The following is a 25,802-nucleotide window of genomic DNA, read 5'->3' as shown; positions in this document are numbered from 1 at the left end:
TCCCACGACATGCATTCCCGTTCTCGCGACGCTTTCCGCGCCCGAGCTTTGCAATTCATCGTCCCTCTTCGAGAAGAGAGGCGCAGGGAAGGCCGGGCATCGACTGATACCCGCGGCCCCCGTGCGATAAAAATGCACGGGGCAGGAACCACAGGCTCAGCCGGATGATCCGGCCTTCCCTGCGCGACGGTCTTAACGGCTGCTCCGCATTCTCCCCGGTGCGCCGGGCTTGTTGGTCACCGCCGCGCGAGGCAAAGCCTCGTCGCGATCGCGACAACGCGCGGAACGCGCGTTGCGCGGGGCATCAGCGTCGGGATGCCAGGACCATGCGGCTTGACCGTACGCGGCGATATCGTTCGTCGGTATGCTCACGCACACTGCGATATCATCGCGTCCATCGCATCCCGGCCCGACACTCGTGACGATCGCGAAGCGTCCCTCTTGCGGGCCGAGACGCGGACAAATGTGCTTCTGATTTGCCCGACACGGCAAGCCGCGCGGCCTGCGACAGAGTGGCACGACGGGCAATTTGGGCATGGCTGACGTGTCCAAGCACCGCGACATTCCCCGGTGTCAGCGCACCAGCCGTTCGCGATCGGCGCAGTGAGCTCATTGCCGCGGAAACGAACAAACAAGCGCTGCATTACTATTAGCAGCAACAGAATACCGCCCAGACGTTGACGGATGCCTGCTCTGTAAGGATCGGCTTAACGCCGCATCAACAGCGCCCGGCTAGTATTTCGTGCAAACAACAACGCTTCGCACTTTCCCGGATATTCTCGATGACCCGACCGCGACTTTCGCTCGCTCTCCGCATCTACGCGATCATCGGCCTGTCCTTCTGCGGGCTGGTCGGACTTGCCGTCACGCAGAGCTCAAACTTGGCGACCGCGCTCAAAGAGCAGCGCCGGAATGAGCTCATCCATCTCACCCAGACCGCGCTCAGCATCGCCCGCGAGGAGTACGAGACGGTCGCCCGCGACAAGGTCACGCCGGAGCTTGCGCAAAAGCGGGCTGCGGCGCGGATCGGCGGACTGCGCTACGGCAATGGCGACTATTTCTGGATCAACGATATGGGCCCGCGGATGGTGATGCATCCGATCAAGCCCGAACTGAACGGCCAGATGCTCGCCGACAACAAGGACCCGACCGGCAAACACCTGTTCACCGAGATGGTCGACGTCGTCAGGCGCGATGGCGCTGGTGTCGTCGAGTACATGTGGCCGAAGCCCGGCAAGGACGCTCCCCAGCCCAAGCTGTCCTATGTCGCCAGCTTCGAGCCGTGGGGCTGGGTCATCGGCACCGGCGTCTACGTCGACGATCTCGAAGCGCAGATGTGGGACAGCAAGCGCAACGTCGTGATTGCAGCGGCGGCGATCATTCTCCTGCTCGGCACCATCACGCTGCTCATCGCGCGCTCCATGTCCGCTGCGCTGGCCTCGATGCGCGGCGCGCTGACCCAGCTCGGCTTCGGCAACTTCGACATCACCTTGCCCGGCCTGAAACGCAGCGACGAACTCGGCGACATGGCCCGTTCGATCGAACAGTTCAGGCAGAAAATCGAGGAGAAGGCGCACCAGACCGCGCTGTTGGAAGATGAGCAACGCCAACTCGCCGATCGGATCAAGAGCATGGCGCTCAAGGATATGGCGGAGGCGGTCGAGCGCGCGGCAAGCTTCGCCGTGGGCGAGGTCGCCGACGGCACCGGCCACATGGCCGACAATGCGAGGTCCATGACCGAGAGTGCACTGAGCGTCGAGCAGAATTCCAGCAGCGTCGCCGCGGCCGCTGAACAGGCGCTGGCCAACACGCAGACGGTCGCCAAGGCGTCCTCGCAGCTCGCGGCCTCGATCGCCCAAATTGCATCCCAAGTCAGCTCATCGCGCGAGCTGACCCGCAAGGCCGTTTCGGTTTCGAGCGAAGCGCAATCGACCATCGCCAAGCTCTCGGAAGCCGCCGACAAGGTCGGCGCCGTGACCAGCCTGATCAGCGAGATCGCCGGGCAAACCAATCTGCTGGCGTTGAATGCGACGATCGAAGCCGCGCGCGCCGGAGATGCCGGCCGCGGCTTTGCCGTGGTCGCCTCCGAGGTCAAATCCCTCGCCGAGCAGACTGCGAAGGCCACCAGCGAGATCGCCCAACAGATCGCGGAGATCCAGGACTCCACGCGCGCCTCGGTCGGCGCGATCGGCGTCATCGGCGAGGTGATCCGCAATGTCGAGACCGTCTCATCGGAAATCGCCGATGCGATCGAGGCGCAGAACAACGTGACCGTCGAGATCTCGCGCACCGTCGCGGAGACCTCAAGCGCGGCGCACGAGGTGGCGACGCAGATCGCCTCCGTCTCCCGGGAGGCGAGCCAGGCCGGACGGCACTCGACCGACATCCGCGACGGCTCCGCCCAGATCGCGCGCAAGGTTCAGGAGCTGCGGACCGATCTGGTGCACGTGATCCGGACCTCGACGTCCGAGGTGGACCGCCGACTGTCCTCGCGGCTCAACATCAACCGCCCCGGCATCTTGCAGGTCGACGGCCAGAGCGTTCCGGTCAGGGTTCGCAACATCGCGCTCGGTGGTGCGCTGATCGAAGCAATCCCGATCGCGCTGACGGCCAATACGCCGGTCACCCTCACGGTGACCGACATGACATCGGAGCTGCCGGGAACGGCGATGCGGGTGAACGATCACACCGCATTGCTGCAGTTTTCGCTTAGCCACGAGCAGGCTGGAAAGCTGATCAACGTGATCTCCGATCGCGAGGCGGCGTAAACGGCGCAGCGATCGTCCCAAGGCTAATCCTGATTGAACCGCGCCAGCGCGGACAGCGCGCGCCGGTAATTGTCGGCGCCAAGCCGCCGCTCCACCCTCTTCTCGTGCGCGGCAACCAACGCATTGGCCTTCTTCAAGGTCACGCGGCCGCGCGGCGTTAGATGCAGTGCATGCGCCCGCCGGTCCAGCTCCGAGCGCTGCCGGACGATGACCCCCGCCCGCTGCAGATCATCGAGCAGACCCACCATGCGGGCTCGCTCGATGCCCAACGCGCCCGCGGCCGCGACCTGAGTGATGCCACCATTCGCAGCGATGGTCTCCAGGATCGAATAGCGGATGACGTCGAGATCGATGTCAGCCAAGGTCGCATTGACGTCGCGGAAAATCCAATGCTGGACCCGTCGCACGAAATAGCCGAGATGGCTCTCGAGCTCCCCGAGGCCAATCTTGGCTTGTGTCCTGCCTGTTTCCTGTTGCGCCGATGCGGCGGCGTCCCCGTTCTTGGACATGCTGACTCGCGATCCCGCACGATGATCCCCGTAGACCGGGTCCTTGCCGCGAGCAAGCCGGCCCGATCGGTTGCATCGACAATAATTGCAAAGTGCAACTATTCTGCTACTATCTGTTCCAATAAAGAAGATGAGGGGAGGAGCCATGTCAGCCCGTGAGGCAGCGGCCGGATGCGGCGCGACCGAAATGCCGCGGCGCAACGAAGCAGGTTGCGCATTCTTGAAGGCGCCCCATGCGCTTCGCCGAGCGCGTCATGACCGCCGAGGACGCCATGTTCGCTGAACCCTCGGTCGAAGCAACCAGGCGCAACGACGGCATCATCCTCCTGCGCTCGCCCATGCCGCTGACGGCGTCGGCGCGGTGCACGGGCGAATGGCTCGAACACTGGGCACGGGAGGCTCCGGAGCGGACTTTCCTCGCCGAGCGCTGCGGCGAAACATGGACCAGGCTCAGCTATCGCGAAGCGCTGGCTCAGGTTCGCGCTGCCGCAGCCTGGATGCTATCGCAAGGTCTCGGGCCCGCCCGCCCGCTCGCGATTCTCTCGGACAACAGCATCGCGCATGCGATGCTGTCACTCGCCGCGCAGTATGTCGGCGTACCCGTCAGCGCGATCTCGCCGGCCTACTCTCTGATGTCGACCGACCATGAGAAGCTGCGCGCGATGATGCGGCTGCTCGACCCCGGCGCGATCTTCGTCGCGCAGCGAGAACCGTTTACCCGGGCGCTGGCGGCGATCGACGGACATCACGATGCGGCGATCATCGCCGGGGATGGCGATGCGGCCACGTCAGTGCCGCTGCAATCGGTGATCGCGACGCGCGCCGGCACGGAGGTCGACAGCGCCTTCGCCGCGGTGACGCCGGATACGGTAGCCAAGCTTCTGTTCACCTCGGGATCGACCGGCCAACCCAAAGCGGTCATCAACACCCAGCGCATGCTGACGACGAGCCAGCAGGCCAAGGCCCAGCTCTGGACATTTCTCGGCGAGATCGAGGGCGGCCCGGTCATCGTCGACTGGCTGCCCTGGAGTCACACGTTCGGCGCCAACCACAACTTCAATCTCGTGCTGAGCCAGGGCGGCTCGCTCTACATCGATGCAGGCAAGCCGGCACCGGGCCTGTTCGAGACGTCGCTGGCCAACCTGCGCAGCGTGGTGCCGACCGTCTATTTCAACGTGCCCCGCGGCTTCGACATGCTGGTAGGTGCGTTGAAATCCGATGCCCAGCTTCGGCAGAATTTCTTCTCGGGCGTGAAATGCATCTTCTACGCAGCCGCGGCCCTGCCGCAGAACCTGTGGGATGCGCTGAACGAGCTGTGTCAGGCAACGACCGGCCGGCCGGCACCGCTGATCTCGGCCTGGGGCGCGACCGAGACGTCTCCGCTTGCCACGGACTGCCACTTCTTTGCCGAGCGCGCCGGCAATATCGGCGTGCCGATACCTGGCACCGAGCTGAAGCTGGTGCCTGCCGGCGAGAAGCTGGAGATCCGGGTGCGCGGACCCAACGTGACGCCAGGCTACTGGCGGGCGCCCGAGCTCACCGCGGCGGCATTCGACGAGGAAGGCTTCTACAAGATCGGCGACGCCGTCAAATTTGCCGACCCTGACCGTCCGGAGCGCGGGCTGTTCTTCGACGGCCGCATCACCGAGGATTTCAAGCTCAGCTCCGGCACCTGGGTGAATGTCGGGGCGCTGCGCATCGCGGGAATTGCGGCACTGGCGCCGCTCGCGCAGGACATTGTGATCGCAGGTCACGGCACCGATGAGGTTCATTTCCTCATTGTTCCCAGCCTGCCCGCCTGCCGGGTCACGGCCGGACTGCCTGATACAGCTCCGGTCACCGAGGTCCTGGCGCATCAGGCCGTGCGGGAGGCGGTCGCGCGAGGTCTTGCGAAGCTGCGCGCCGACGCAGTCGGCTCGTCGCGCTTTGCAACGCGCGCGTTGCTGATGGCCGAGCCACCATCGCTCGATGCCGGCGAGATCACCGACAAAGGCTACATCAACCAGCGCGCCGTGCTGGCACGACGGGCGGAGCTGATCGCGATGCTTCGGACCGATGCGGCCCCCGGCGTGATCGAGCTGGCGCCGCGGTGATCCCGACGATCTGCGGCCGCCCCTTGCCTATCTGAAGTGACACGCCACGAGGTGCCCCGGAGCGCTCGCCTTCAGCGCCGGTACTTCCTTGCTGCAGATGTCCTTCGCCAGGGGACAGCGGGTGTGAAAATGGCAGCCGGGCGGCGGGTTGATCGGGCTCGGCACCTCGCCCTTCAGGCGGATGCGCTTGCGCTTGACCGACGGGTCCGGGATCGGCACCGCCGACAGCAGCGCTTCGGTGTAGGGATGTTTGGGCGTCGAATAGAGCTGCCGCGCGGCCGCGGTCTCGACGATGCGGCCGAGATACATCACCGCGACACGGCGGCTGATATGCTCGACCACCGAAAGATCGTGCGCGACGAACAGATAGGCGATGCCGAATTTCTGCTGCAGGTCCTCCAGCAGATTTATCACCTGCGCCTGGATCGAGACGTCGAGTGCGGACACCGGCTCGTCGCAGATGATCAGCTTCGGCTCGACCGCGAGCGCCCGCGCGATGCCGATGCGCTGGCGCTGGCCGCCGGAGAATTCATGCGGATAGCGTGTCATGTGGTCGGCCTGCAGGCCGACGGTCTCGAGCAGATGGACGATGCGCGCTTCGTATTGCTGCCGCGTCGCCGCCAGCCCGTGAATCGTGAGCGCCTCGCCGATGATGGCGCCGACCGTCATGCGCGGGTTGAGCGAGGCATAAGGATCCTGGAAGATGATCTGGATGTCGCGCCGGAGCGCGCGCAAGCGGTCGCCCGACAGCGACATCACGTCCTTGCCCTCGAAGCGGAGTTCGCCCGAACTCGGCTCGATCAGACGCAGCACGCAGCGGCCGGTGGTCGATTTTCCGCAACCGGACTCGCCGACGAGGCCGAACGTCTCGCTCGCGCCGATATCGAAATTGACGCCGTCGACCGCGCGCACGCTGCCGATCTGGCGCTTCAAGAGGCCGCCGCGGATCGGAAACGCCTTGGTCAGATCGCGGACGCTGAGCAGCGGCGCGGCAGCGGCGGGTGTGGCTTCAGCAAGCGCGCTCATTGCAGCAAGCTCTCCTCGGCGCGGATGCAGGCGACCTTGTGGCCCGGCTCGATCTCACGCAGTTCCGGCTGGGCGCGCTTGCAGTCCGGAAGCGCGAAACGGCAGCGCGAGGCGAAGCGGCAGCCTTCCGGCGGGTTAACCAGTTTGGGCACGGTGCCAGCGATACTCTCGAGCCGCGTCTTGCGCACCGCATCGAGGTCGATGCGCGGGATCGAGCGGATCAGGCCCTGGGTATAGGGATGGCGCGGATTGGCGAACAGGCGATCGACCGGCGCCTCCTCCGCCACGCGCCCCGCATACATGACGACGACACGCTGGGCGACCTCGGCGACCACGCCCATCGCATGCGTTATCAGCATGATCGACATCCCCAACCGCTCCTTCATGTCGAGCAGCAGGTCCAGGATCTGGGCCTGGATCGTCACGTCCAGCGCGGTGGTCGGCTCGTCGGCGATCAGGAGCTTCGGATTGCAGGACAGCGCCATTGCGATCATCACGCGCTGGCGCTGACCGCCCGAAAAATGATGCGGATAATCATGCACGCGACGTTGCGGATTAGGGAGCTGCACCAAAGCCAGCATCTCGACCGCGCGCTCCAGCGCTGCGCGCTTCGAAAGGCCCTGATGCAGCCGGATCACTTCGGTGATCTGCTCGCCGATCGTGTAGACCGGGTTGAGCGAGGTCATCGGCTCCTGGAACACGATCGCGATCTCGCTGGCGCGGATCTTGTTCATCTCGGACGAGCCGAGCGGCACCAGATCGCGGCCCTGCCACAGGATCTGGCCGCCGACGATGCGGCCGGGGGGCATCGCGATCAACTTCAGCACCGACATGGCGGTCACGGTCTTGCCGGAGCCGGACTCGCCGACCACGCACAAGGTCTCGCCGCGACCGATCGAGATGTCGACGCCGTCGACCGCCTGCACCTTGCCTTCATCGCTGTCGAAATAGGTCTTGAGCCCCTTGATCTCGAGCAGCGGCGTCACGCGCGCATCCATCACATCACCTTCCGTGGATCGAGCGCGTCGCGCAGGCCGTCGCCGATGAAATTGATCGCGATGACGGTGAGGAAGATCGCCCCGCCGGCGAACAGCGCCCAATGCGGCGCGATGTCGAGATAGTCCTTGGCATCATAGAGCAGGCGGCCCCAGGTCGGGATGTCAGGCGGAAAACCGAGGCCGAGAAACGACAGGGTCGACTCGGCAATAATCGCGGCCGCCACGTCGATGGTACCGGCGACGATCACGGGGCCGAGTGCGTTGGGCAGGATGTGACGCACCGTGAGACGCAGGTTGGAGGCGCCGAGCGCACGGGCCGCCTCGACGAACTCCTTCTCACGCAGAGAGAGGAATTGCGCCCGCACCAGGCGCGCCACCGGCATCCAGCGGAAGCCGCCGATGACGAGCACGATCAGGACGAACACGCCGCCCTCCGGCCCCAGCCAGCCCTTGAGGAAATCACGGAACAGATAGATGACGAGCAGCAGCAGCGGAAGTTGCGGCAACGACAGGAACAGGTCGGTCAGCCACATCAGCGCGGCATCGACGACGCCCCTCGAGGCGCCGGCAATGGCGCCGACGATGATGCCGAAACACAGGCCGACCGCCATCGCCGCAAAGCCGACCGCAAGCGAGATGCGGCCGCCATAGATCATGCGCGAGAGCAGATCCTGGCCGAGATCGTCGGTCCCGAACGGATGATCCCAGGACGGCGCCGCGAGGCGCGCGGTGAAATCGATCTCGTTGATCGGCACGCGCCACAGCCAAGGCCCGATCAGGATCGACAACGCCAGCAGCGCCAGCACAAGGACGCTGACCGCCGCGAGGCGATGGCGGAGAAAGCGCCGAACCGCGTCGCGGCCGGGCGAGAAACGGCGTTTGCGCACCACCCGCGCGACGACCGTCTCAACGGAAGGAGATACGTGGGTCAAGCCAGCCATACAGGATATCGGCGATGAGGTTGAACAGGACGACCAGACAGGCGAACACGAAGGTCACCGCCATGATCACGGGCGTGTCGTTGGCGAGGATCGCGCTGATGAGGAGCGAGCCGATGCCGGGAATGCGGAAGATCTGCTCGGTGACGATGGCACCGCCGAATACGGTCGGCATCTGCAGCGCGACCAACGTTACCACTGGGATCAATGCGTTGCGCACCACGTGCTTGACGATCACCTTCTTCTCGTTGAGACCCTTGGCGCGTGCCGTGGTGACGTAATCGAGCTTGATGACGTCGAGCACGGCGGAACGGATGTAACGGGTATAGGACGCGGCCTGGTACAGGCCGAGCACCGCCACCGGCATGATCGCCTGCTTGATGTTCTCCCAGTACCAGAGCCAGCCGGTGGCGTGGATGTCGGTGCGATAGACGAACGGCAGCCAGCCGAGATTGACGCTGAAGATCAGGATCAGCAGCAGGCCGGTGAAGAAGGTCGGCAGCGAGAAGCCGATGAAGGCGAAGGTATTGGCGATCTGGTCGAACACCGAATAAGGCCGCATCGCCGCCAGCACGCCGATCGGCAGCGCCACCGCCAGCGCCAGAAGCTGCGCGGTGCCGACCACGTAGAGCGTAGCCGGAATCCGCTGCATGATCAGCGTGTCGACGTTGACGCGGCTGGCAAAGGAGAAGCCCCAATCGCCATGCAGCATGGCGATCAGCCAATGCAGGTAGCGCACCATGATTGGATCATCCATCCCGAACTTGAGGCGCAGCGCCTCGCGTACCTCGGGAGGGATGTTCGGATTGCTCGCGAGCTCGCCGAACGGATCGCCCGGGGCGAGCGCCAGCAGCACGAACAGGATGAGGCTGATGCCGAGCAGGCTCGGCACAGCGACGATAAGGCGCCTGAGAAGGTAATTTCCCATCGCTCCCGCCTTACAAAGTTGCGGTGATCATCGGGGTGGCGTGATGCGCGTCAAGTCTCGCGATACCAGTTGGCGATCTGCCAGAGATCGTTGTCCCAGCCGCTCTTGTTCACCACCATGCCGTTCTTCAACCCGATGCAATTCTTGCGGTTGATCTCGGGCAGGATGTAGTTGTCCTGAACGACGAGATCGTTGAGTTTGATGAACATCGCCGCGCGCTTGACCGGGTCCAGCTCGCTCTGCGCCTGGCGGTAGGTCTCGTCATATTCCTTGTTCTGCCAGCGCGAGACGTTGCGCCCCTGCCACTTGTTCTCCTTGTTCGCGATCTCCCACGAGACAAACTGGTTCATGAAGAATTGCGGGTCGGCCTGCGGCATGGTGGTCTGATACATCTCCATGTCGCAGTAGAAATGCGTGTAGGTGTCCGGGTTGGCAGCGTCCGAGGAGAAAAATACCGAGGCGACCACGGATTTGAGCTCGACCTCGATGCCCGCCTTCTGACAGGCCTGCTTGATGATGGCCTGGTTCTTCTGGCGCGGCGCATTGATCGAGGTCTGGAACACGACCTTGAGCTGCTTGCCGTCCTTCTCGCGGATTCCGGACGAATTCTTCTTCCAGCCGGCCTCCTCGAGAATCTGGTTGGCCTTCTCGATGTTGAACTCGAACTTGTTGTTCGGCGAGCGGAAGCGTTCGGGGTTGTTGAGGAAGTTCGCGGTGGCGACGCCGGCGCGACCATAGATGAATTTCTGCACCGAGGCGCGGTCGATCAGCAGGTTCATCGCCTTGCGCACGGCCGGATCCGAGAACAACGGATGCTTGGTCTTGATGCTGGCGCGCTCGCCGTCGACTTCGGTCCAGGGATCGGTGACGTTGAGGGCGATGTATTCGATATAGCCCGTCACCGTCTGCTGGGCCTTGCCCTGGCCGCCCGCCTCCAGCTTCATCAGGATCTCGTCCTCGACCTGGAGAAGATAAGCATAGTCGTATTCACCGGTCTGCAGCACAGCGCGCGCTGCGGACACGGCATCGCCGCCGCCCTTGGCCTCGACCGTGTCGAAATAAGGCCGGTTCGGCTGGTGATAGTCCGGGAAGCGCTTGCCGGCGATCGAATCGCCGGGCTTGAAATCGACGTACATATAGGGGCCGGTGCCGATCGGCTTCAGATTGGCCGGCGCCTCGCGCGATTTGCCGCCGATGTAATCGGCAAAGACATGCTTGGGGATGATCTGACCGAAGGCCGCGACAAAGGGATCGGCCCAGAACGGGGTGGGCTGAACGAACGTCAGCTTCACGGTGTGATCGTCGATCTTTTCGACCGACTTCAGGCTCTTATAGCTGCCGATCGAGACCGCAGCCGTGTCGGGATTGACAGCATACTGCCAGTTGAAGATGACGTCGTCGGCCGTGAACGGCTGACCATCATGCCATTTCACGCCCTGCTTCAGCTTCCAGATCACCCAGGTGTAGTCGGCGGCGAGACTGCCGTTCTCCTTGGTCGGAATCTCGGCCGCGAGGATAGGTACGAGATTGCCGTCGGCGTCCCAGCCGGCAAGCGGCTCATAGAACAGCCGGCAGGCTTCCTGATCCTTGGTGCCGATCGCGAAATGCGGATTGAGCAGGGTCGGTGCCTGCCAGAACAGCAGCTTCAGCGGACCGCCGCCGCCGGCCTTGGTCGGCTTATAGACGATTTCCTCCGCGGCGATTGCGACCCCAGAATGGGCCAGCATCGCACCGGCCATCGGTGCGCTCAGCCCAACGGCGATCATCCGTTGCACAAATTCTCGGCGGGACAGGCGCCCGGCTTTGACATCGGTGATCTGGTTTCGAAGGTCGCGCTCGTACATTCAACAGCTCCAGCTGATGCTCATCCAAGAAAACGTTACGCCTCCATGCAGATGCCTGGAGCGGCGTGAAATTGGATCAGCGTTCGGAGCAACTGTCAAAGCAGATTCCGGGCCAACCTTTGATTCGACCTTCGTTAGATGACCTGCCGCGGGATTCGCTTCGCAGCTGCGGCAGGATCATTCCAGGACGATACCGGAAAATGGAACTACCGGCAGGCCGCATCACAATCACAAGGCGCGCTCGGCGCGGAACGAGCCCAGCAAGCGAACGGCCTCGCAAACCGCGACCAATCCGATCAACCATGCCATGCTGGTGAGACCGATGCGCAGCACGATCGCGGGCTCGAAAGCCGCCGCGCCGCCGAGCACCGGCGTCGCGGCCAGCAGAACGAACTCATAAGCGGCGTAGGCGAAGAGCAGCGTGGCGGTGAGCGCGAGCGGCGCTGGAACAAGCCGCGGCAAGACGCGCAACGCCGCCGATGCGAGCAGGGTTGCGGCCAGCGCGGCCGCGCCGATGACAAAGCCCCACGCCAATGTGGTGGTGTCGATCGGATAGCCCAGCGCGCAGAAGCCGATGCCCTGATTGACGAGCCATGCGCCGGCGATCACCGCGAGCGCCGAGCCCAGCGGCAGCGTCGCAGCCGCCACCACGGCGAACGCCGCGAACGGCGTCGCACAGGCGAGCGCGAGACTGGCGAGGCAACTCGCGGCGGACAACAGAGCAAATGCGAACAATGGCTGATATCGCGGCGCGACCGGTGCGAGCGAAATGCCCATCGCGGGGCGGAACTGACGATCAAGAGCCATGACAATTCTCCTTCGGTTGCTAAGTCTAAACTTTTCTGTCGGATGGCGATAGGCCGCACGATCCGCCTCGGAGCGGCCGCGCCCGGGAGACGTCTCATTGCACGCCATAGCTGGCGACCCGGATGCCGCCGAACACGCCGAGCCCCGGCGCCAGGAAACCGGTCGGGTTCTGGTAGTGCCTGTTGAAGAGATTATCGACGCGGGCGAACAGCTTCACCTGGTCGCTGAGCGCATAATCGCCGCGCAGATTGACGATGGTATAGCCGGGCGCGGTCAGGCCGGAGACCAGGCCGTCACGGCTCACGTCGCGCCAATCGGAGACATGCAGCACGGTGGCCGACACGGTGAGCGGATCGACCGGCCGCCAGATCGCGGTGGCGCTCCACTTCTGCTTGGGCCTGCGCAGCAATTGCTGGCCAGTGATGGCGTCGATCGCGCGGGTGAAGGTGTAGTCGGCGCGGACCGCCAGCCGGCCGGTGACATCGGCCGCGACAAAGCTCTCGGTTCCCTCCGTCCTGGCCAAACCGACATTGGCGTAGGAGGTGAACGTGTCGTTGGTCGCGATCAGATTGGTGATGCTGTTGTGGAAATAGGTCGTGCCGAACCGGATGCGGTTGGCAAACAGCGGCTGCTCGAAGCCGAGATCATAGCCAGTGCTTTCCTCCGGCCGCAGGTTGGGATTGCCGAAGAAATTGAACGCCGGAAAATCCTGGTAGAGCTGGCTGAGCGTCGGCGCCTTGAAGCCGGTGCCGTAACTTGCCTTCAGCTTGGTCTCGGTGAGCGGCACGATCACGGCCGGCGCGATCCGATAGGTCGCATGCGAGCCGAATGCGTCGTTGAGATCATCGCGCACATTCGCGACCAGGAAAAATCGCTCGGCGAATGACGACTGCAGTTCGATGAAGCCCGCTTTGTTGCCGTTTTCCGCCGAGAGCGCCGCCGTGGTCAGGCGTTCAGCCTGCTGCTCCGCACCGACGATGACGTCGTTTCCCGGCGCAATCCGGGTGACCGCGTGCCAGTCGTATCTGAGCCGTTCGCCTTGCCCCACGGTGGAGGAGAGATCTCCGGGTGCGAGATCGGAGCTCCTATCACTGGTGTAGTTGACGCCGAAATAATTGGTGATGCGGCCGCCGGGCAGCGACCACACCGCCTCCTGGCGCGTTGCGAGCTGGTGCACATTGTGCCGGCTCTGCGCGGCATTCGGCACGCTGGGAAAGCCGCCGTCGCCGGTGAACAACAAAGTCGCATCAGTGTAGCGGACCACCGAATTGACGGTCCACTCGTCGTTCAGCGCAAGGCCGAGCTTCGAGGAATACGTCATGTTGTCGTAGCTGTTGCCGATCGCCTGCTGTCCGGGCGGCAGCAGCTGCAACGGCGTCACCGGCACATCGCCGGCATGAAGGTGCGCGACGTTGACTGCGTAGTTGAAATTGTCCTGCGATCCGCTGACGCCCGCGGTCTGGTTGAACGTATTGAACGAGCCCGCTTCAACCGACGCAACGGCGCGGGCGGGACCCTCGCCCTTGCGGGTGACGATCGAGACCACGCCCCCGATCGCATCCGAGCCATAGAGACCGCTTTGCGGACCGCGCAACACTTCGAGCTGCTGGATGTCGGCGGTGAGCAGATGCGCGTAGTCGAAGGCGCCGTTCGGTGTGGCGGGATTGCCGAGCTCGATGCCGTCGATCAGCACTTTGGTGTGGTTGGAATTGGTGCCGCGCACGAACACCGAGGCCTGTCCGCCAGGACCGCCGGCCTGGACCACATTCAACCCGGGAATGGTGCTCAGCAGGTCGGGCACGGTCCGGTATTGCTGAGTCTGGATGTCCTTGGCGGTGACGATGCTGATCGAGCTTGCCGCCTGGGCCGCCGGGCTCACGATGCCGGTCGGACTGACGGCGACAGATACGGCATTCGCGGACGTCGATGCTGCAGGCGTAGGCGACTGCGTCCGCGCATCCGCTGGCGCATGGAAAGCTGAAGGTCGCGCACGCTTCGGCTGCGACTTGGGTTTAGGTCTGGGTTTGGGCGCCGCCACCTCGACCGGAGGCAGCAGATCGGGTGAGGCCGACTGCTGCGCTTCGGCGGCGAGCGGACCGGCCATGACGATGGCAGCGACAACACGAGACGCGACAGGGCCGGCGCGCAAGCGCGCAGCGGCGAGGAGAGGAAGACGGATGCAACAGTGAGACAAGAATGGCGGAGACATGGGTCGAAGACCTCGGCGGGACGGCAGTGGCACGTCACCGCGAACGAGGTCTCACGCCAGGACGCGGCAACGCGCCTCGGGTGAAACGATGTCTGTACTCCCCGACCGACATCCTCGCGTGTGACCACGGCTGACGGCAGGTCTCCTGGCTCGCGGGTCGTCACCTTGCGCCGCCTTCCCAGGACCGAGATTCCCAGTGGCATCTGACGCGAGATTCGCCGCTTACAGTTGCGGGGGCAGCTGCGGCCTTCTTGCGATCTCCATCGCGGAAGATCTCCCGGCACCGCATTCCCTTTTGATCCCCGGCGAAGGGGAACCGTCGGGAGGCACATAGAAGGAGGGATGTGACGGTGTCAATGCCGGCCCGGCGCGACGCAGAATAGTCAGCAGAGGTCCGAAAACGGCAGCCGCGGGGCGCTCTGCCTCATCTGTCGCGCTTCATCTTCTTGAAGCGGACGCTCTTGCCGTCCGGCAGCCGGGTGGCGACATAGCCGGCGTCCAGGCAAGCCTCACGCTGCGGCATCCGCTCCTGCGGACTGCGCAGGCTGTCCCACCACGAGGCGCGCTGCGCCGCACGCGGCAGGCTCGCGCCGATGAGCTCCTCGATCTGATCGAAGCTGAGCACAAGTTCGGGAAGCGTCTGCTGCTTCAGAAAATCGCGTAAGGAGTCGTAGTCGGACACCAAATCCTCGTCGTCGGCCGCGTTTAGATCGCGGCGGCGACCTTATCCAAACCGATGATGCGCGCAAGCTTGCGCACCTCGTCCTTCTGGTCGTCGCGAAGCTGCCAGAGCAGCGGCATCGCCGCCGATTTCAGCTGCTGCACCTCGTCGGAATCGGGGTCGATCGGCATGCTGCCGGGTTTCGGATTGCCCTGACGCGTGGCGTGGATCTTGCGGGCGACCGCGCGCAGCGCGGTCTCCACCGCAGGCCAGTAATATTCCTGATCGGGCGATAGCTTCAGGCGCTCCTTGATGCCGGCGATCTGGCCATCGCTGAGCAGGGCATAGGCCTTCTGCACCTCGGGCCGCAGCGCCACCAATGGCTTCTGCCTGGGCGCGGCCGGCTCGGCAACTTGTGCGGACGCCACGATGGCGCCGGTGATCTGCGCTGGCGTAGCCGGCTTCGGCATCTCAGCGTCGGCGGCGGCATAGGCAAAGGCCTGGCGCACCGGCTCGCTCGGCGCAGCGGCCGGTTGGATGTCCTCGGTCAGCGATGAAAAGTGAGCGACAGTGAGGCGGTCGCCCTTGGCCTGCCGGTTGGAGACAGGGCTCTTTGCCACTACGGCCGGCATTTCAATACCGGCGGACGGCACGCTGTCGCGGAACAGGATGCTGGTCGCAGCTGCCCCTGCCACGAGCACGCACACCAAAGCCACAAGGGTGATCGATTTCGTCACGCACATCTCCGTATCCCCGGCGGTACGCCGCACTTTGCCGAAAACTGGGAGCAAATTAAGGCTTTCGGTTTCCATTGTTGCCGGAGGGCCTCACTGACCGGCTCAATTGCGCTCTGAGGGCGCCCTTATGCAGCCGCGTGCAGGTCGTAGGCCGCCTGAATATCGGCAACGATATCGGAGGCTTCCCACAAGGCCGCGGGTTCCACCGAACGCAGGCTGATGGTCCAGTTGCCGCCGCGGGCGGTGCGCGGAACGCTGACAATATCGAAGCGCACGGTACGGCATAGCGGGTGCCGCTGCAGCGCGTGACCGACGCGGACCCTGATTTCCTCCAGCGTCGCCGGCGTCTTGTCCATCAGCGTCCCGAAGCCCATCGCGCATCCCTCGTGATTCGAGCCTTGCGAGTCTCCCGCGGTGAACGGGATACCGCCACGCACGGATTGTCGGCCTGGGATGGTTAATGCCGCGTTAAAGTTGCAACCGGATGGGATCTGGGGTCCTGCGGGAATGCGCGGTTTTCCGGGCAGGATGCGACCTGCCCCCAGACGCGGCGCTCAATCGTCGCCAAACAGGCTGAAGCGCGGCGTCGGCATGTCGACCGGCTCCGCCACATAGGCGCGCGGCGCGCTGTCCTCCCGCACCGCCTGTTCGACGTCGCTCAGATCCGGTTCGCGGCGCCGAGTCCAATGCCGGCGCTCGGACCATTGCTGGTGCCGTTCGGCACGGCGCCGATCGCTGTGTTTGCGTTGGCTGTCGCGCGACTTCAGATCGGCATCGTCCGCCTTGGCCATCGCGTTTTCGGGGGCCTTCGCTTGCTCCGGCGCTTTCGCCTGCTGCTGCGGAGCTGGCGGGATCGACGGCGACGGGGAGGACTGCGCGGCGGGCGCATTGGACGCCGAGTTCACCGGCGACGGCGCAGGCTGCGGCGTCCCCTGATCCGCAGCAGGCTGCGGCTGATCGGCGGCCTTCGCCGCGGTCGGCGTCACCACGATGGGTGCCGTCGTCGCGGCCTGCGTCGCAGCGAGATAGGAACTCGGCGATGCGCTGGGCAAGGGCGAAGGCTCCGGTGCGCGTCGCTCCAGCTTGGTGGATTCCAACGGCGGTGTCTTCGGATTCATCTTCTCCGCGATCACGAGTCCGCCGCCGAGACCCACCGCGATCGCAATGGCGACGGTTCCCGCACCCGCAAAATAGGCTGTCGAGTTGCGCATGATCCCGCTCCTTATGGTTGGCCGGGCAACGCCCTCACGGCGGCGATGTTCCGGCCAAGCCCAATGAGCGTTGGGGGCGCAGATGACAGGAGGAAGATGGCGAGGAATTGCGCAGAGAGAGCGTCCGCCCTCACCGCTTCTCGATCACGAGGCTCTGCACCACGCGACCAAAATAGCCCCTGGCATCGCCGAGCCGCGCCATCGCGAGCCCTGTCCCGTCCGGACCGATCCAGCTGTCGGCATCGAGCAGGATCCAGTCGCCGACCGGCTCGCGCGCCATGCTGAGCGTGAGATCGGCATTGAGGAACGTATAGAGATTGAAATCCAGCGCCGGCGAGGTGCCGTTGCAGAAGTCGGCAGCGACCGCGGCGCGCATCGCTTGTGAGACCGCGTGACCGTCGACCAGCGGCCAATCGACGCGATACCAGATCGCACCCTTGCCCTTCACGCCGAAACGGCCGCGCGCGGCGCGCAGCGACATGCCCGTGACGAACGGACTTGACGAAAAATCCACCGGCTCCGGACGCGAGGCATCGGGCGCCGGATAATCGACCGGCAGATCGGCGATGTCGCCCGGCAGCGGGACGGATTCCTGCCGCACCTTCAGCACGGTCGCGGCGGCAACGACCACGCCGGCCGCGCGCAATCTGATCGCACAGAGCTGGATCTTGCGGCCTTCGCGCAGCACCTCGGTCTCGATCGTGAGTTCGGAGAGCGGCACCGGCCGCATCAGATCGATGGTGAGACGGGCGATGCGCATCGGCGCCTTGGTCGGCATGCGCTCGGCGGCCCAGACCACGAGCGACGCCGGCGGCGAGCCGTGCTGCATGCTCGGATCCCACGGACCGGCCGCGTCCGGACTGACGATGACGCGATTGTCCTCGACACGAAAAATCGGCTGCATCAACTCAATACCGCGCCCCGCAATGCGCGCCCCTGCTCGCGCGTCTCGTTGCGGGCAAGCGCCGTCGCCGCGCCTCAGCCGGCGGTGGCAAGAGCGCGATCGGCGCCATTGGGCAGTTCGATATCGACCTCAAGCGTCGAGACATGCTTTCCCCGATCCATCCGCACGATGACCTTGTCGGGATCGAGTACCACATGGCGCGAAACCACCGCGAGGATTTCCTCGCGCAGTTGCATCAGCAGATCCGGCTGGCTGCGCAGGCTGCGCTCATGCGCGAGCAGGATCTGCAGCCGCTCCCGCGCGATCGGCGCGGAGGCCGTGCGCCCGGAGAATAGCCGCAGCATGCTCATGCAGCCCTCCGTCCCAACAGCCGGTTCATGAGGCCCTTGCGCTCGGCAGGCACCATCATCTCGATATGCTCGCCCAGCAGCCGACGCATGGCGTCGAGATAGGCGCGCGCCGGCGTGCTGGCCGGACTGTTCAAGGTGACCGGGCAGCCGACATTGGAGGCGCGCAGCACGTCCTGGCTCTCCGGCACGATGCCGAGCAGCGGCGTGGCCAGGATCTCCAACACGTCGTCGATCGAGAGCATCTCGCCGCGCGCGGCACGTGCCGGATCGTAGCGCGTGATCAGGATGTGCTTCTCCACCCGCTCGCCGTGCTCGGCGCGCACCGTCTTGGAATCGAGCATGCCGATGATGCGATCGGAATCGCGCACCGAGGAGACTTCCGGATTGGTGACGATGATCGCTTCATCCGCAAAGCGCATCGCGAGCATGGCGCCGCGCTCGATGCCGGCGGGGCTGTCGCACAACACCCAGTCGAACATCTTGCGCAATTCCGCAATGACGCGGCCCACGCCCTCTTCGGTCAGCGCGTCCTTGTCCTTGGTCTGGGAGGCGGGCAACAGCCACAGATTCTCCAGCCGCTTGTCGCGGATCAAGGCCTGCGGCAGCTTGGCGACGCCCTGCACCACGTTGATCAGATCGAACACGACGCGCCGCTCGGCGCCCATGACGAGATCGAGATTGCGCAGGCCCACATCGAAATCCACCACCACGACCTTCTGGCCGGCCTGCGCCAGCGCCGCCCCGATGGCGGCCGTCGTCGTGGTCTTGCCGACGCCGCCCTTGCCCGAGGTCACAACGAGCACCTTTGCCATTTTTGATTGTCTCCTGTCGTTCAGTTCAACGGCGTGATTTTCATGGAGTTGCCCTCCAGCCGGGCTTGGGCGGGCTTGCCGCGCAATGCGACGTCGATTTGCTCCGCTGTCTGGTAGTAGCCGTCGATGGCGAGCAGCTCGGCCTCGATCTTCTGGCAATAGATGCGCGCCGCCGCGTTTCCGTTGACGCCGGCCATCGCGCGGCCGCGGAGCGCGCCATACACATGGATCGAGCCGCCGGCGACGATTTCGGCGCCGGACGAAACGGCTCCAAGCACAGTGACGTCGCCGTCGGGAAAGACGATCGATTGCCCCGAGCGTACCGGATGTTCGAGCAGCATCGATTTCAAAGGCTGCAACGCCGGCTTGTCAGGCTCCACCTCGAGCACGGCGCATTGACGCCCGCCGGTGAGCAGCGGCGGCATGCCGATCGCAAGGCGGCCGGGCTCGACGCCCTCGAGGCCCAACACACGGATGTTGCGCGCCTCGATGCTCTTGATGAGATGCGTGATCGCAAGCGGGCTCAGATCCACCGCGGAGAGGTCGAGAACCACTGGCTTGCCGACGAAAAAGCCCGGAGAACCCGCCAGCGTTGCATCAAGCTCCGCAAGCCAACCGGCAATAGGCACAACGGGAGAAAACACGAAGGCGACATAGGAACGGCCGCGTAGACGAATGAACTGACGTGTCTGCTCCATCTTGACGTTCATGACCATCCGACCAGCCTTTCTTAGCGATTGGTTAACTGTCGGACGGCGTTGGTTAATGGAGAGTTAAGAACACGTCATCGACTTGAATTAAACTGCCGGCGGTACGGCCGTACGTGGAACGCGACCGAACCGCGTCCCTTTCGCAGCAGAATCGTGGCCGAGTGCCGGCACTCCCAAGTCAAGGCATTACGCGCCTCATTTTAATCACATCCAGCTGATAACCTTAAGGTTCATATAACGATGGTCCTGCGGAGGACCGGCCTGTTCGAAGATTGACACTCGTCAGGGGGCGGGGCATGGGATCGATGGAAGCGTTGCGAGCGCAAATGAGAGCTCGTAGCGCGATGCAGGGGACGAGGCTGCGCGCACAGAGGCGCGCCGGCGCTTTGCTTCGGTCGCTGCAGATATTCCGGCTCGATGGGGTCGCATGCGACCGTTCACGCGCCCCCTTTTTCCATTAGCACCTTTGTCGCCTGCGGCGAGGGCAGTGGCGTACGTATACCGGAGTTGAGCGTTAGAGGAGTAGCGTATGAGTTCCTTGAGTGAGCAGAATCCGACGACCAACCCGCAGGATCCTTTGCATTATGCACCGCGCTGGGTCCGCGAAAGACCAGAGGCCTCCCGACTTTCTCTCGTCGAAGAAACCCGAGAGAAGCCCCAGACGGGCGAACGCAGCGAGCGAGCGCCCGCCGGGCAAACCACCATCGAATCGCGGCTTGAGAGTGCAGTATTCGAATCGCTGCGCCACTCGCTCGACCCGCAGGTGATGCGCGAGCCGCCTGAGTTCACACGCGAACGCGACCGTCGCTCCGTGACGTTCAAGATCGCAGGCCGCCTGGCCGCCGCGGCCGGAGTCGCTGCCGTGGTTGCGCTCTTCTTCGTCAATATCGTCCCCTCGTCCCGACAGCAGGACGCCAGCTCGTCGTTCGTGGCGGCGGTCCAGGCGATGAAGACAACGCTGCCGCCGCCCCCGGCCGCAGTGGAAGCGAAGGATATCAAGGCCGAACTGGACGACACGCAGGTGGACAAGACAGACGTCAAGACGACGTCCGCGTTGTCGCAATTCCAGTCGCTGCTGCCGTCGGATGCGCAAGGCCAGAGCGCCAGCTCGGAAAAGCCGCTGCTGCAGCAATTCATGCAGTGGAATCAGAGAGCGAGCCAATCCGACAGAGCCCAATGATTCGCTCTGGTGCGGCGAATTGAAGTTTCGATCGGCGTCTCGCAGCCCTGATCGGAACTTCAAGTTCGACGCCGCACCAGAACCAAAGGTTTTGCAGTGCTCTCCGAATTCCGAAGTTCGCAAACGAGGGTGCGCGACATGATGCGAACTTCGGAATTCGGAGTACGACAGGGGCACTAGGCGTCAAGCGAGCTGAAACGGCATCACCATGACTATTATGTCTGACCTCTGGCCCCGTGTGGCCGCGGTGCGAGACGTGCGTATCTCCGTTCGTCTGGCTGCCTTGCTGTTCGGCGCGCTATTCGCCGGGACTGTCCACGCGGCGCCCGGCGACAATCTCAAGGTGGTGCGCGAACTCAGCAGCAAGGTCGGTCCGATCGTCGGCTCCGCGCTGGCCTGCCGCGACATCGCCCGGCCCCGCATCCAGCTCATCATCGAGAAATTTCAGGGTGTCATCCGCGAGGCCTCCACGCTGGAGGCCGATCGCGATGAGGTGACACGCCTGTTGGATCGCTATGTCGCCGAAGGCCGCAGCATGGTGACGAGCGGACGGATCGATTGCCGCGCCGCCGATCGCCAGCTTGCCGATCTGGAAAAGTCGATCGCAAGTCCGCCGCAGACCACATCGGGCTTGCCGGAAGTGAGGTTTGGACCGCCGGCTGCGATGGCGGCGATCGCGCCGACGCAAACCCTGCCGCCGCCGATGAACGTGCGCGGCGTCACCCAGAGCGAGATCAAGTTCGGCATCGTCATCCCGTTCTCGGGTCCGGTGAGGGAGACCGGCCGGCTGATGAAGCTCGGCATCGAAGCTGCATTCGATCGCGCCAACGAGAGCGGCGGCATCAATGGCCGCATGCTGAAGCTGGTCGCCGCCGACGACGGCTACGACCCCAATCGCACCCTCGATGCGATGAAGCAGCTCTACGAGAAGGAACAGGTTTTCGGCTTCATCGGCAATTTCGGAACGGCCAATGCGGCCATGGCCATCCCCTATGCGCTGGAGCGGCGCACCCTGTTCTTCGGCGCCTACACCGGCGCCAATGTGGTGCGGCACGACCCGCCCGACCGCTACGTCTTCAATTACCGCCCGAGCTATGCCGAAGAGACCGAAGCTCTGGTGCATTATCTCGTGAAGATGCGTCACCTGCAGCCGCGGCAGATCGCCGTATTCGCCCAGGACGACGCCTATGGCGACGCCGGCTATGCCGGCGTGGCGAAAGCATTCCGGACGCTGGGCGCCAACGACAACGCCATTCTCCGCGTCAACTATACGCGCAACACGGTCGACGTGGAGCCTGCGGTCAGCCAGCTGAAGGCGCAGAGGATCCCGATCCGCGCCGTCATCATGGTCGCGACGACACGCGCCGCGGCCAAGTTCATCGAGAAGGCGCAGGAGCAGCTTCCGGGCCTGATCTTCGCCAACCTGTCGGCGGTCGGAGCCTCCTCGCTCGCCAGCGAACTGACGCTGCTCGGCCCGCGCTATACAAACGGTGTGATCGTCACCCAGGTGGTGCCCGGCGTGTCAGGCTATTCGAGCCTGGTGCTCGACTACAAGAACGCACTGGCCAAGTACTTCCCCGGCGAGGCACCGGACTACACCTCGCTCGAAGGCTACGTTTCCGCCAGCATCCTGATCGAAGCCCTCAAGCGGGTCGGCCCGACCTTCGATACGGAGCGGCTCGTCGACACGCTCGAGAACATCCGCAATCTCGATCTCGGGCTTGGCGCGCAGCTCGGCTACGGCCGCGCCGAGCATCAGGCCTCGCACAAGATCTGGGGCACGGCGCTCGACGAAACCGGGACGTACCAGGCGATTGAGCTCGAATAGGATACTGCTTGGCCGACGGAAACGCCGGCGGGCACGCTAAAATGGGGTGGGGAAACCCAATTGGTTCGCAATGCCGACGTATGGCTGATATCACGAGGCCCTTGACCTAGAATATGCGGATATGACGATGTTCCTAAGCGGGTCTGCGTTGTTGACCGGGACATTCCTTGCGGCGGCCGCCGGCTCCGCATTCGCTCCCGTCGGCATTCTGCGCAGCTCGGCAAGCCGCGGTGGGCTGATGCCCGGATGGGCCGCACGATGCCGTGAAGTCGTGCACTCTTTCGATATGATCGTCGCTAAATTCCGCGAAGTCCGACAAGCATCCGCTAACCTCGACTTCCCTCGCCGACCCACAACTTCAACCGGGACATGGCCGAAGGTCATGCGCTCTCGCGCTGTGACGTATCACAGCTACGCAAGTTCAGACTACGTAACTGCAATCGTGTTGCTCAGAGAGGAGGACGCTCTGGCGACGTGACGTATTAGCTAATCCTAAAGCATGATCAAAAAAAGCACGGCGTATTACCGAAAAGGTCATGCTCTTCGAAAATGCTAGGATGTGCGCGATGATGTTTCCAACCTCCCGTCATCACGCCCAGGCGTCAATCACCAGGCGAAGACCTGGATGGGGTCCAAAGTGGGATAGTGGCAAAATGATCTTTCGTGTAAGCGTATTCTTGGTGGCGACCCTGCTTGCAGGAGCAGCTAACGCCGCTGGCACCAGCGCTGACGTGGTGCGCAATCTCGCGAGCCGGGTCGGACCGATCGTAGGCGCAGCTTCCGCGTGCCAGGCGATCGACCAGGGCCGGGTTCAGGCCATCGTCGACAAGTTTCGCGAGGTGATCCGCGAAGCCTCCGCGGGCGCTTCCGACCGCGACGAGCTCACCCGCGTCTTCAACGGCTTTGTCGCCGACGGGCGCAACCGGGTGGGCGCATCGCAGACCGACTGCACCACGGCGGGCCGCCAGCTCGCCGAGTTGGAGCGCTCGCTCGGCCAGGCCGCCCCCAGCCAGTCCAGCTCCGGCTTCGGCGGCGTCATCGGGGCGACCCCGGCCGCGGCGGCCACGGCGCCGACCGCGACCCTGCCGGCGACACTCACCAGCAACGTCCAGGGCGTCACCGCCAACGAGATCCGCTTCGGCATCTGCGGCCCGTTCTCCGGCGCCTCGCGTGAGCTCGGCCGGCAGATGAAGCTCGGCATCGAGGCAGCATTCAACCGCGCCAACGACGCCGGCGGCATCGCCGGCCGGTCGCTGCGCCTGTTTGCCGCCGACGACGGTTACGAGCCCGCGCGCACGCTCGAAGCGATGCGGCAGCTCTACGAAAAGGACAAGGTGTTCGGCTTCGTCGGCAACGTCGGTACGCCGACCGCCGCCGTCGCGATGCCCTACGCGCTGCAGCACCGGGCGCTGTTCTACGGCGCATTCACCGGCGCCAATATCCTGCGCAACGATCCGCCGGACCGCTATGTCTTCAACTATCGTGCAAGCTACGCCGAAGAAACCAACTCGGTCGTGCATTATCTGCTGAAGATCCGCCGGCTGCAGCCGAAGGACATCGCCGTCTTCGCACAGCAGGACTCCTATGGCGACGCCGGCTTCGCCGGCGTGTCCAAGGCGTTCCGCGCGCTCGGCCTGCCCGATTCGGCCATCCTGCGGTTGAACTACAAGCGCAATACCGTCGACGTCGAGGAGGCTGTCAACCAAATGCGGGCAATGAAGAACCCGCCCAAGGCCATCGTCATGGTGGCGACCTATCGCGCGGCAGCCAAGTTCATCGAGCGGACGCGCGACCTGTATCCGAACATGATCTACACCAACGTGTCGTTCGTGGGCTCGACCGAGCTGTCGGATGAATTGATGCTGCTCGGCCCGCGCTATGCCAGCGGCGTCATCGTCACCCAGGTGGTGCCGGCGGTCGGCGGCTATTCCAGCGCCGTGCTCGAATACAAGACCGCGCTGGAGAAGTATTTCCCCGGCGAAGCGCCGTCCTACGTTTCGTTCGAAGGCTACGTCTCGGCCAACGTCCTGATCCAGGCGTTGAAGCGCGTCGGCCCGCAGCTCGACACCGAAGCGCTGATCGACACGCTGGAGAACATGCGCGACGTCGATCTCGGCCTCGGCGCGAAGCTCGGTTTCGGTCGCGCGGAGCACCAGGCCTCGCACAAGATCTGGGGTACGGCGCTCGACGAGCGCGGCAAGTACCAGGCGATCGAGCTGGAATAGGCTTGATCCCCGGACCGATACGCCTGATCTCGCAAGCGCGGCAGCCAAAACTGCCGCGCTTTGCTTTGCGCATCTTTGCGTCAGAGCGGCGGGTCGACCGCCTCGTCATATTCCTTCTTAAAGCGGGCGATCAGTTCGGCCGCCGGCACCACCTTCTTGATCGCGCCGATGCCCTGCCCGCTTCCCCATATCTCCTTCCAGGCCTTCGGCTTGGCGCGCTCGCCGGACGCATCGGTGCCGAAGCTCATCTTGGATGGATCGGAGGTCGGCAGGTTGTCGGGATCGAGACCGGCCGCGACGACCGACGGCTTCAGATAATTGCCGTGCACGCCGGTGAACAAATTCGAATACACGATGTCGTCGGCGCCCGAAGCGGTGATCATAGCCTTGTAGGCCTCGACCGCGTTGGCCTCCTCGGTGGCGATGAAGGCCGAACCGACATAGGCGAAATCGGCGCCCAGGATCCGCGCCGCGCGGATCGCGCGGCCGTTGGCAATCGCGCCTGACAGCGCGATCGGGCCGTCGAACCAGGCCCGGGTCTCCGCCACGAAGGCGAACGGCGAGATGGTGCCGGCGTGACCGCCGGCTCCGGCCGCGACCAGGATCAGCCCGTCGGCGCCCTTCTCGACCGCCTTGTGCGCAAAGGTCTGGTTGATCACGTCGTGGAAGACGATGCCGCCCCAGCGATGCGCGGCCTGATTGAGCTCTTCGCGGGCGCCGAGCGAGGTGATGATCATCGGCACCTTGTATTTCTCGCACAGTGCGAGATCGTGCTCGAGCCGGTTGTTGGAGCGATGCACGATCTGGTTGACCGCGAACGGCGCCGACGGACGTTCCGGATGCGCCCTGTCATAGGCCGCCAGCTCCTCGGTAATCCGGGCCAGCCATTCGTCCAGCAATTCCGGCGGACGGGCATTGAGCGCCGGAAACGCGCCCACCACGCCGGCCTTGCACTGGGCGATCACGAGATCGGGCACGGAGATGATGAACAGCGGCGACCCGATCACGGGTATCGACAGGCGGCCCTTGAACAAGGCAGGCATGGACATGGACGGGATTTCCTC

General features: G+C 64.4%; 22 protein-coding genes and 1 riboswitch. Of the genes, 5 read left to right on the top strand and 17 right to left on the bottom strand.

What is annotated here, in order from left to right; translation table 11 throughout:
- The first annotated feature begins 782 nt into the window (after positions 1–782).
- Positions 783–2,768, top strand: coding sequence for a cache domain-containing protein (locus QXZ85_RS11960; RefSeq protein ID WP_315767520.1), 1,986 nt, complete (start codon positions 783–785; stop codon positions 2,766–2,768).
- A 23-nt stretch (positions 2,769–2,791) separates the two neighbouring features.
- On the opposite strand, the gene QXZ85_RS11955 is transcribed toward QXZ85_RS11960, so the two are convergent.
- Positions 2,792–3,277, bottom strand: a complete 486-nt coding sequence (locus QXZ85_RS11955; RefSeq protein WP_315742477.1) for a MarR family winged helix-turn-helix transcriptional regulator — start codon at positions 3,275–3,277, stop codon at positions 2,792–2,794.
- Between the two features lie 233 nt (positions 3,278–3,510).
- On the opposite strand from QXZ85_RS11955, the gene QXZ85_RS11950 reads away from it, so the two are divergent.
- Positions 3,511–5,370: a feruloyl-CoA synthase gene (locus tag QXZ85_RS11950; protein WP_315701670.1), complete on the top strand. Its 1,860-nt coding sequence runs from the start codon at positions 3,511–3,513 to the stop codon at positions 5,368–5,370.
- 27 nt (positions 5,371–5,397) lie between these two features.
- Here the strand turns inward: QXZ85_RS11950 and QXZ85_RS11945 are convergent, their stop codons facing one another.
- The 15 genes from QXZ85_RS11945 to minC all read right to left on the bottom strand — a co-directional run bounded on the left by QXZ85_RS11945 (position 5,398) and on the right by minC (position 19,505).
- A complete protein-coding gene (locus QXZ85_RS11945) occupies positions 5,398–6,396 on the bottom strand; it encodes a dipeptide ABC transporter ATP-binding protein (RefSeq protein WP_316174180.1) in 999 nt (332 codons plus the stop codon).
- Entirely contained in the window at positions 6,393–7,394 is a 1,002-nt protein-coding gene (locus QXZ85_RS11940) for an ABC transporter ATP-binding protein (protein ID WP_315767739.1), read from the bottom strand. The genes QXZ85_RS11945 and QXZ85_RS11940 overlap by 4 nt, the downstream gene beginning before the upstream one ends.
- Positions 7,394–8,335, bottom strand: coding sequence for an ABC transporter permease (locus QXZ85_RS11935; RefSeq protein WP_316174178.1), 942 nt, complete (start codon positions 8,333–8,335; stop codon positions 7,394–7,396). The genes QXZ85_RS11940 and QXZ85_RS11935 overlap by 1 nt, the downstream gene beginning before the upstream one ends.
- Entirely contained in the window at positions 8,301–9,260 is a 960-nt protein-coding gene (locus QXZ85_RS11930; RefSeq protein ID WP_315701673.1) for an ABC transporter permease, read from the bottom strand. The genes QXZ85_RS11935 and QXZ85_RS11930 overlap by 35 nt, the downstream gene beginning before the upstream one ends.
- 50 nt (positions 9,261–9,310) lie before the next feature.
- On the bottom strand, positions 9,311–11,104 hold the full coding sequence (locus QXZ85_RS11925; RefSeq protein ID WP_316174176.1) for a peptide ABC transporter substrate-binding protein: 1,794 nt from the start codon (positions 11,102–11,104) through the stop codon (positions 9,311–9,313).
- A gap of 228 nt (positions 11,105–11,332) precedes the next feature.
- Positions 11,333–11,911 (bottom strand): hypothetical protein, encoded by a 579-nt coding sequence (locus QXZ85_RS11920; RefSeq protein ID WP_315767525.1) that lies wholly within the window; start codon positions 11,909–11,911, stop codon positions 11,333–11,335.
- 94 nt (positions 11,912–12,005) lie between these two features.
- A complete protein-coding gene (locus QXZ85_RS11915) occupies positions 12,006–14,015 on the bottom strand; it encodes a TonB-dependent receptor plug domain-containing protein (protein WP_315767526.1) in 2,010 nt (669 codons plus the stop codon).
- A 222-nt stretch (positions 14,016–14,237) separates the two neighbouring features.
- A riboswitch (cobalamin riboswitch) is annotated at positions 14,238–14,456 on the bottom strand.
- An 88-nt stretch (positions 14,457–14,544) separates the two neighbouring features.
- The gene (locus QXZ85_RS11910) at positions 14,545–14,802 is read right to left on the bottom strand and encodes a hypothetical protein (protein ID WP_316174173.1); all 258 of its coding nucleotides are present in this window, start codon (positions 14,800–14,802) and stop codon (positions 14,545–14,547) included.
- A gap of 23 nt (positions 14,803–14,825) precedes the next feature.
- On the bottom strand, positions 14,826–15,518 hold the full coding sequence (locus QXZ85_RS11905) for a hypothetical protein (RefSeq protein WP_316174171.1): 693 nt from the start codon (positions 15,516–15,518) through the stop codon (positions 14,826–14,828).
- A 125-nt stretch (positions 15,519–15,643) separates the two neighbouring features.
- A complete protein-coding gene (locus QXZ85_RS11900; RefSeq protein WP_316174169.1) occupies positions 15,644–15,892 on the bottom strand; it encodes a hypothetical protein in 249 nt (82 codons plus the stop codon).
- Between the two features lie 180 nt (positions 15,893–16,072).
- Positions 16,073–16,729 (bottom strand): hypothetical protein, encoded by a 657-nt coding sequence (locus QXZ85_RS11895; protein ID WP_316174167.1) that lies wholly within the window; start codon positions 16,727–16,729, stop codon positions 16,073–16,075.
- Positions 16,730–16,859: 130 nt separating this feature from the next.
- Entirely contained in the window at positions 16,860–17,633 is a 774-nt protein-coding gene (locus tag QXZ85_RS11890) for a thioesterase family protein (protein ID WP_315742466.1), read from the bottom strand.
- Between the two features lie 74 nt (positions 17,634–17,707).
- Entirely contained in the window at positions 17,708–17,983 is a 276-nt protein-coding gene (minE, locus tag QXZ85_RS11885) for a cell division topological specificity factor MinE (RefSeq protein WP_315701682.1), read from the bottom strand.
- A complete protein-coding gene (gene minD, locus QXZ85_RS11880; protein ID WP_315701683.1) occupies positions 17,980–18,795 on the bottom strand; it encodes a septum site-determining protein MinD in 816 nt (271 codons plus the stop codon). Before minD ends, minE begins: the two co-directional genes overlap by 4 nt.
- 20 nt (positions 18,796–18,815) lie before the next feature.
- Positions 18,816–19,505 carry a septum site-determining protein MinC gene (gene minC, locus QXZ85_RS11875; RefSeq protein WP_315701684.1) on the bottom strand — a complete coding sequence of 230 codons (690 nt, stop codon included), beginning with the start codon at positions 19,503–19,505 and terminating at the stop codon, positions 18,816–18,818.
- A gap of 529 nt (positions 19,506–20,034) precedes the next feature.
- Here minC and QXZ85_RS11870 point away from each other — a divergent pair.
- The 3 genes from QXZ85_RS11870 to QXZ85_RS11860 all read left to right on the top strand — a co-directional run bounded on the left by QXZ85_RS11870 (position 20,035) and on the right by QXZ85_RS11860 (position 24,738).
- Entirely contained in the window at positions 20,035–20,685 is a 651-nt protein-coding gene (locus QXZ85_RS11870; protein WP_315701685.1) for a hypothetical protein, read from the top strand.
- 217 nt (positions 20,686–20,902) lie between these two features.
- Positions 20,903–22,513, top strand: a complete 1,611-nt coding sequence (locus QXZ85_RS11865) for an ABC transporter substrate-binding protein (protein ID WP_315703106.1) — start codon at positions 20,903–20,905, stop codon at positions 22,511–22,513.
- Positions 22,514–23,166: 653 nt separating this feature from the next.
- On the top strand, positions 23,167–24,738 hold the full coding sequence (locus QXZ85_RS11860; RefSeq protein ID WP_315701686.1) for an ABC transporter substrate-binding protein: 1,572 nt from the start codon (positions 23,167–23,169) through the stop codon (positions 24,736–24,738).
- Between the two features lie 80 nt (positions 24,739–24,818).
- On the opposite strand, the gene QXZ85_RS11855 is transcribed toward QXZ85_RS11860, so the two are convergent.
- Positions 24,819–25,787 (bottom strand): nitronate monooxygenase family protein, encoded by a 969-nt coding sequence (locus QXZ85_RS11855; protein WP_315701687.1) that lies wholly within the window; start codon positions 25,785–25,787, stop codon positions 24,819–24,821.
- Positions 25,788–25,802 lie beyond the last annotated feature (15 nt).

The sequence above is a fragment of the Bradyrhizobium sp. SZCCHNGR1005 genome (assembly GCF_032489995.1).
Taxonomy (GTDB): domain Bacteria; phylum Pseudomonadota; class Alphaproteobacteria; order Rhizobiales; family Xanthobacteraceae; genus Bradyrhizobium.
This window is presented reverse-complemented; position numbering and strand designations above follow the sequence as displayed.

Bases quoted from the DNA above. Each gene is read 5' to 3' on its own strand.
- QXZ85_RS11870 (WP_315701685.1), top strand. From the start codon at position 20,035: ATGAGTTCCTTGAGTGAGCAGAATCCGACGACCAACCCGCAGGATCCT.
- QXZ85_RS11860 (WP_315701686.1), top strand. From the start codon at position 23,167: ATGATCTTTCGTGTAAGCGTATTCTTGGTGGCGACCCTGCTTGCAGGA.
- QXZ85_RS11925 (WP_316174176.1), bottom strand. From the start codon at position 11,104: ATGTACGAGCGCGACCTTCGAAACCAGATCACCGATGTCAAAGCCGGG.
- minD (WP_315701683.1), bottom strand. From the start codon at position 18,795: ATGGCAAAGGTGCTCGTTGTGACCTCGGGCAAGGGCGGCGTCGGCAAG.
- QXZ85_RS11945 (WP_316174180.1), bottom strand. From the start codon at position 6,396: ATGAGCGCGCTTGCTGAAGCCACACCCGCCGCTGCCGCGCCGCTGCTC.
- QXZ85_RS11900 (WP_316174169.1), bottom strand. From the start codon at position 15,892: ATGGGCTTCGGGACGCTGATGGACAAGACGCCGGCGACGCTGGAGGAA.
- QXZ85_RS11930 (WP_315701673.1), bottom strand. From the start codon at position 9,260: ATGGGAAATTACCTTCTCAGGCGCCTTATCGTCGCTGTGCCGAGCCTG.
- minC (WP_315701684.1), bottom strand. From the start codon at position 19,505: ATGAACGTCAAGATGGAGCAGACACGTCAGTTCATTCGTCTACGCGGC.
- QXZ85_RS11865 (WP_315703106.1), top strand. From the start codon at position 20,903: ATGTCTGACCTCTGGCCCCGTGTGGCCGCGGTGCGAGACGTGCGTATC.
- QXZ85_RS11955 (WP_315742477.1), bottom strand. From the start codon at position 3,277: ATGTCCAAGAACGGGGACGCCGCCGCATCGGCGCAACAGGAAACAGGC.
- QXZ85_RS11920 (WP_315767525.1), bottom strand. From the start codon at position 11,911: ATGGCTCTTGATCGTCAGTTCCGCCCCGCGATGGGCATTTCGCTCGCA.
- QXZ85_RS11895 (WP_316174167.1), bottom strand. From the start codon at position 16,729: ATGCGCAACTCGACAGCCTATTTTGCGGGTGCGGGAACCGTCGCCATT.
- QXZ85_RS11935 (WP_316174178.1), bottom strand. From the start codon at position 8,335: ATGGCTGGCTTGACCCACGTATCTCCTTCCGTTGAGACGGTCGTCGCG.
- QXZ85_RS11890 (WP_315742466.1), bottom strand. From the start codon at position 17,633: ATGCAGCCGATTTTTCGTGTCGAGGACAATCGCGTCATCGTCAGTCCG.
- QXZ85_RS11855 (WP_315701687.1), bottom strand. From the start codon at position 25,787: ATGTCCATGCCTGCCTTGTTCAAGGGCCGCCTGTCGATACCCGTGATC.
- QXZ85_RS11915 (WP_315767526.1), bottom strand. From the start codon at position 14,015: ATGGCCGGTCCGCTCGCCGCCGAAGCGCAGCAGTCGGCCTCACCCGAT.
- minE (WP_315701682.1), bottom strand. From the start codon at position 17,983: ATGAGCATGCTGCGGCTATTCTCCGGGCGCACGGCCTCCGCGCCGATC.
- QXZ85_RS11960 (WP_315767520.1), top strand. From the start codon at position 783: ATGACCCGACCGCGACTTTCGCTCGCTCTCCGCATCTACGCGATCATC.
- QXZ85_RS11940 (WP_315767739.1), bottom strand. From the start codon at position 7,394: ATGGATGCGCGCGTGACGCCGCTGCTCGAGATCAAGGGGCTCAAGACC.
- QXZ85_RS11950 (WP_315701670.1), top strand. From the start codon at position 3,511: ATGCGCTTCGCCGAGCGCGTCATGACCGCCGAGGACGCCATGTTCGCT.